1 protein-coding gene is annotated in these 4,171 nt (G+C 54.3%); it reads left to right on the plus strand.

What is annotated here, in order from left to right; translation table 11 throughout:
• Positions 1-652 precede the first annotated feature (652 nt).
• Positions 653-3,871 (plus strand): carbamoyl-phosphate synthase large subunit, encoded by a 3,219-nt coding sequence (carB, locus tag POG22_RS07665; protein WP_498904538.1) that lies wholly within the window; start codon positions 653-655, stop codon positions 3,869-3,871.
• The last annotated feature ends 300 nt before the right edge of the window (positions 3,872-4,171 follow it).

Here is a 4,171-nt window from a genome sequence, read left to right on the forward strand (position 1 = left end):
TGAGGGCGGCGTCGTTCGCCCCTCCTCTCGAGCGCTTAACCAATCTAACAAGACCATTAGGGACTGTCAACCCCTTTTGGAAAAAAATTTTGGCTTTTTTGAACGGCGATGGCTGAAATAACCACACAGTAAGGGGTTTGGACTTGAATTTTTTTGGATTTTTTTCGAGACCACCCTCCTCAACCCCGCGATCGCACTCTAATGGCTTTTCGTTCGCTCCCCAAATTTTTTGGCCAGATTCGCACGATCGCGACAGGATGTTTCGAGGCGAGGCCCGCAGAGGAGCGATCGCTCTCGCTAGGAAGCTTATATATATAGGGAGTCATCAGAAAGACGCTAAAGCGACCCAAACGCCCCAGTTCGATCGCACCTCTGCGGGTTGGAAGTCATCAAATCTTGGAAAAGCAACCGTTCGAGTCTCTTTCGCGACTGGCAAAAACCCGTAAAATAGTCTGGATTTACAATTTGGTCGTCCCCTATATGGCATTCTCCGGGCTGGGGAGGTTTCGTCCAGCGGCATCGTTGCCCTTTCCAATGGAGAGCTGCCAGGACGGAATCGATCGTGGGGAACGGTGGGTATCGCCCCACCCCAGACAACTGAAAACTAGCCCCACTGTTCACTGCTCACTGCTCACTGTTCACCGAAAAAGCTATGCCTCGTCGCGAAGACCTCAAGAAAATTCTGTTGTTAGGGAGCGGTCCGATCGTTATCGGACAAGCCTGCGAGTTCGACTACTCGGGAACGCAAGCCCTCAAAGCGCTACGGGAAGAGGGCTACGAAACAATCCTGATCAACTCCAACCCGGCGACGATCATGACCGACCCGGAAATGGCCGATCGCACGTACATCGAGCCGCTAACACCAGATATCGTCGAACAGGTCATCGCGAAAGAACGCCCAGACGCCATACTACCGACGATGGGGGGACAAACAGCCCTCAACCTGGCGGTGGCGCTCTCGGAAAGCGGGGCGTTAGAAAAATATGGGGTAGAACTCATCGGGGCGAAACTACCCGCAATTCAAAAAGCGGAAGACCGGGATTTGTTCCGTCAGGCGATGGACAAAATCGGGTTGAAAAGCTGTCCTTCGGGTATCGCTAGTACGTTGGACGAGGCGAAGGCGGTGGCTGCGGAAATCGGGTCTTATCCGTTGATTATCCGTCCGGCGTTTACGCTGGGGGGAACGGGAGGCGGTATTTCTTACAACCAGGAGGAATTCGAGGAGATGGCCGCCGGAGGGCTGGATGCGTCTCCGGTGAGTCAAATTTTGGTGGAGAAATCCCTCATCGGTTGGAAGGAATACGAGCTTGAGGTGATGCGGGATTTGGCGGATAACGTGGTGATTATCTGCTCGATCGAAAATATCGACCCGATGGGCATCCATACAGGGGATTCGATTACGGTGGCACCGGCGCAAACGCTGACGGATAAGGAATATCAGCGGCTGCGGGACGCTTCGATCGCCATCATTCGAGAAATCGGCGTCGAAACCGGCGGCTCGAACATTCAGTTTGCAGTGAATCCCGTCAATGGGGACGTCATCGTCATTGAGATGAATCCTCGAGTATCGCGCAGTTCGGCGTTAGCGAGTAAGGCGACGGGATTTCCGATCGCGAAGTTTGCGGCGAAGCTGGCGGTGGGGTACACCCTCGACGAGATTTCTAACGATATTACGAAGAAGACGCCAGCGAGTTTCGAGCCGACGATCGATTATGTGGTGACGAAGATTCCTCGGTTCGCGTTCGAGAAGTTCCCCGGAACGCAGCCGTTTTTGACGACACAGATGAAGTCCGTGGGGGAAGCGATGGCCATCGGACGAACCTTCACTGAGTCGTTTCAGAAGGCGTTTCGATCGCTCGAAACTGGACACGCGGGATGGGGCTGCGATCGCGCCTCGAAGATTCCGCCGTTGAGTACGATTCAGGCAGGATTGCGGAAACCAAACCCGGAACGGATGTTTACACTGCACCAGGCGTTGACGGTGGGAATGTCTGTCGAGGAGATTTACGAGCTGACGGGCATCGATATTTGGTTTTTGGATAAGTTTACCGAAATTTTGGAGACGGAGAAGTGGTTGAAGTTGACGCCGCTGCGGGAAATCTCTGCCGAGCAGATGCGGCGAGTCAAGCAGATGGGTTTTAGCGACGTGCAGATTGCGTTTGCGACAAAGTCCAAGGAAGACGAGGTGCGGACGTATCGGAAAGAGCTGGACGTGATTCCGTCCTACAAGATGGTGGACACTTGTGCGGCGGAGTTTGCTTCGGAAACGCCCTATTATTATTCGACGTACGACGAGGAAAGCGAGGTATTGCCCTCAGAGCGTCGGAAGGTGATGATTCTCGGCGGCGGTCCGAACCGCATCGGTCAGGGCATCGAGTTCGATTATTGCTGCTGCCACGCGTCGTTTGCGTTGCAGGATAAGGGATTCGAGACGATTATGGTGAACTCGAACCCGGAGACCGTTTCGACGGACTACGATACGAGCGATCGCCTGTATTTCGAGCCGCTGACGAAGGAGGACGTTCTCAATATCATCGAGGCGGAGCAGCCAGAGGGAATTATCATCCAATTCGGGGGACAGACGCCGTTGAAGTTGGCGGTGCCGCTAGAGAAGGCGAACGCGCCGATTTGGGGAACTTCGCCGGATTCGATCGACGCCTCGGAAGATCGGGAGCGGTTCGAGCAGATTTTGCGGGAGTTGGAGATTTTGCAACCCCCCAACGGTATCGCTCGCAGTTACGAGGAGTCGTTGAAGGTGGCCAAACGCATCGGATATCCGGTAGTGGTGCGTCCGTCTTACGTTCTGGGGGGTCGAGCGATGGAAGTGGTCTACTCCGACGAAGAGTTGGAACGGTATATGACCTTTGCGGTGCAAGTGGAACCCGACCATCCGATTCTTATCGATAAGTTCTTGGAAAACGCCGTTGAAGTAGATGTGGACGCAGTGGCGGACAAGACGGGTACGGTAGTCGTCGGCGGCATTATGGAACACATCGAACAGGCGGGGATTCACTCGGGGGATTCGGCCTGTTCGATTCCGACGCAAACGTTGTCCGAGGCGGCTTTGGCCACGATTCGGGATTGGACAGAGAAGTTAGCGAAGCGGCTGAGCGTGGTGGGCTTGATGAACGTGCAGTACGCGGTACAGGGAGATGTGGTGTATATCATCGAGGCGAACCCTCGGGCGTCGCGGACGGTTCCCTTTGTGTCGAAGTCGATCGGGATACCGCTGGCGAAGGTGGCGTCTCGGGTGATGGCGGGTGAGACGCTGGCAGAGTTGGGGGTGACAGGAGAAATAATTCCGAGTCACGTTGCGGTGAAGGAGGCGGTGTTGCCGTTTAATAAGTTTCCGGGGACGGATACGCTGCTCGGACCTGAGATGCGATCGACTGGGGAGGTGATGGGCATCGATGACGGTTTCGGGAAGGCGTTCGCGAAGGCGGAACTGGCAGCCGGGGAACGGTTGCCGCTGTCGGGGACGGCGTTTGTTTCGGTGATCGATCGCGACAAGCCGTTGGTGGTGCCGGTGGTGAAGGAGTTGCAGGAACTGGGCTTTAAGGTGATGGCCACGGACGGCACGAAGCGAGCGTTGACGACAGCGGGAGTTGAAGGGGTAGAGTCGATCTTCAAGCTCTCGGAAGGGCGGCCTCACGTGCTGGATGCGATTAAGAACAAGCAGATTCAGTTGATCGTGAACACGCCTTCGGGGGAAGACGCACAAGCGGAGGGGCGGTTGATTCGCCGGACGGCATTAGCGTATAAGATTCCTGCGATCACGACGATCGCGGGGGCGAAGGCTGCGGTGGCTGCGGTGCGATCGATGCAGGCGGATACCTATCAGGTGAAAGCGTTACAGGATTATTTCGCGTAGCGATTGGAGAGAACGGGGATAATGCCTCGTCCCCGTTACCCCGATGTTTTTGCGACATCGGGGTTTTTTGTGGGGCGATCGCCAAGTCGTGCAATTTTCTTGGTTTAAAATTGGTTTTCAATTCTAAACCAAGAAAATAAAATAGAGATGAAATCACGATTTTTTGTTAGAAAATAATACGGAATCCAGTTGTCAAAGCCACGCTATAATAGTTAAAACTTCAGACTTAAAAAGTGATGCCGAGAACAGCAACGATAGTTCCCCATTTGCCAGTAGAAGAACTTAAAAACAGATATAGAA

The sequence above is a fragment of the Geitlerinema sp. CS-897 genome (assembly GCF_028368005.1).
Lineage (GTDB): Bacteria > Cyanobacteriota > Cyanobacteriia > Cyanobacteriales > Geitlerinemataceae > Baaleninema > Baaleninema simplex.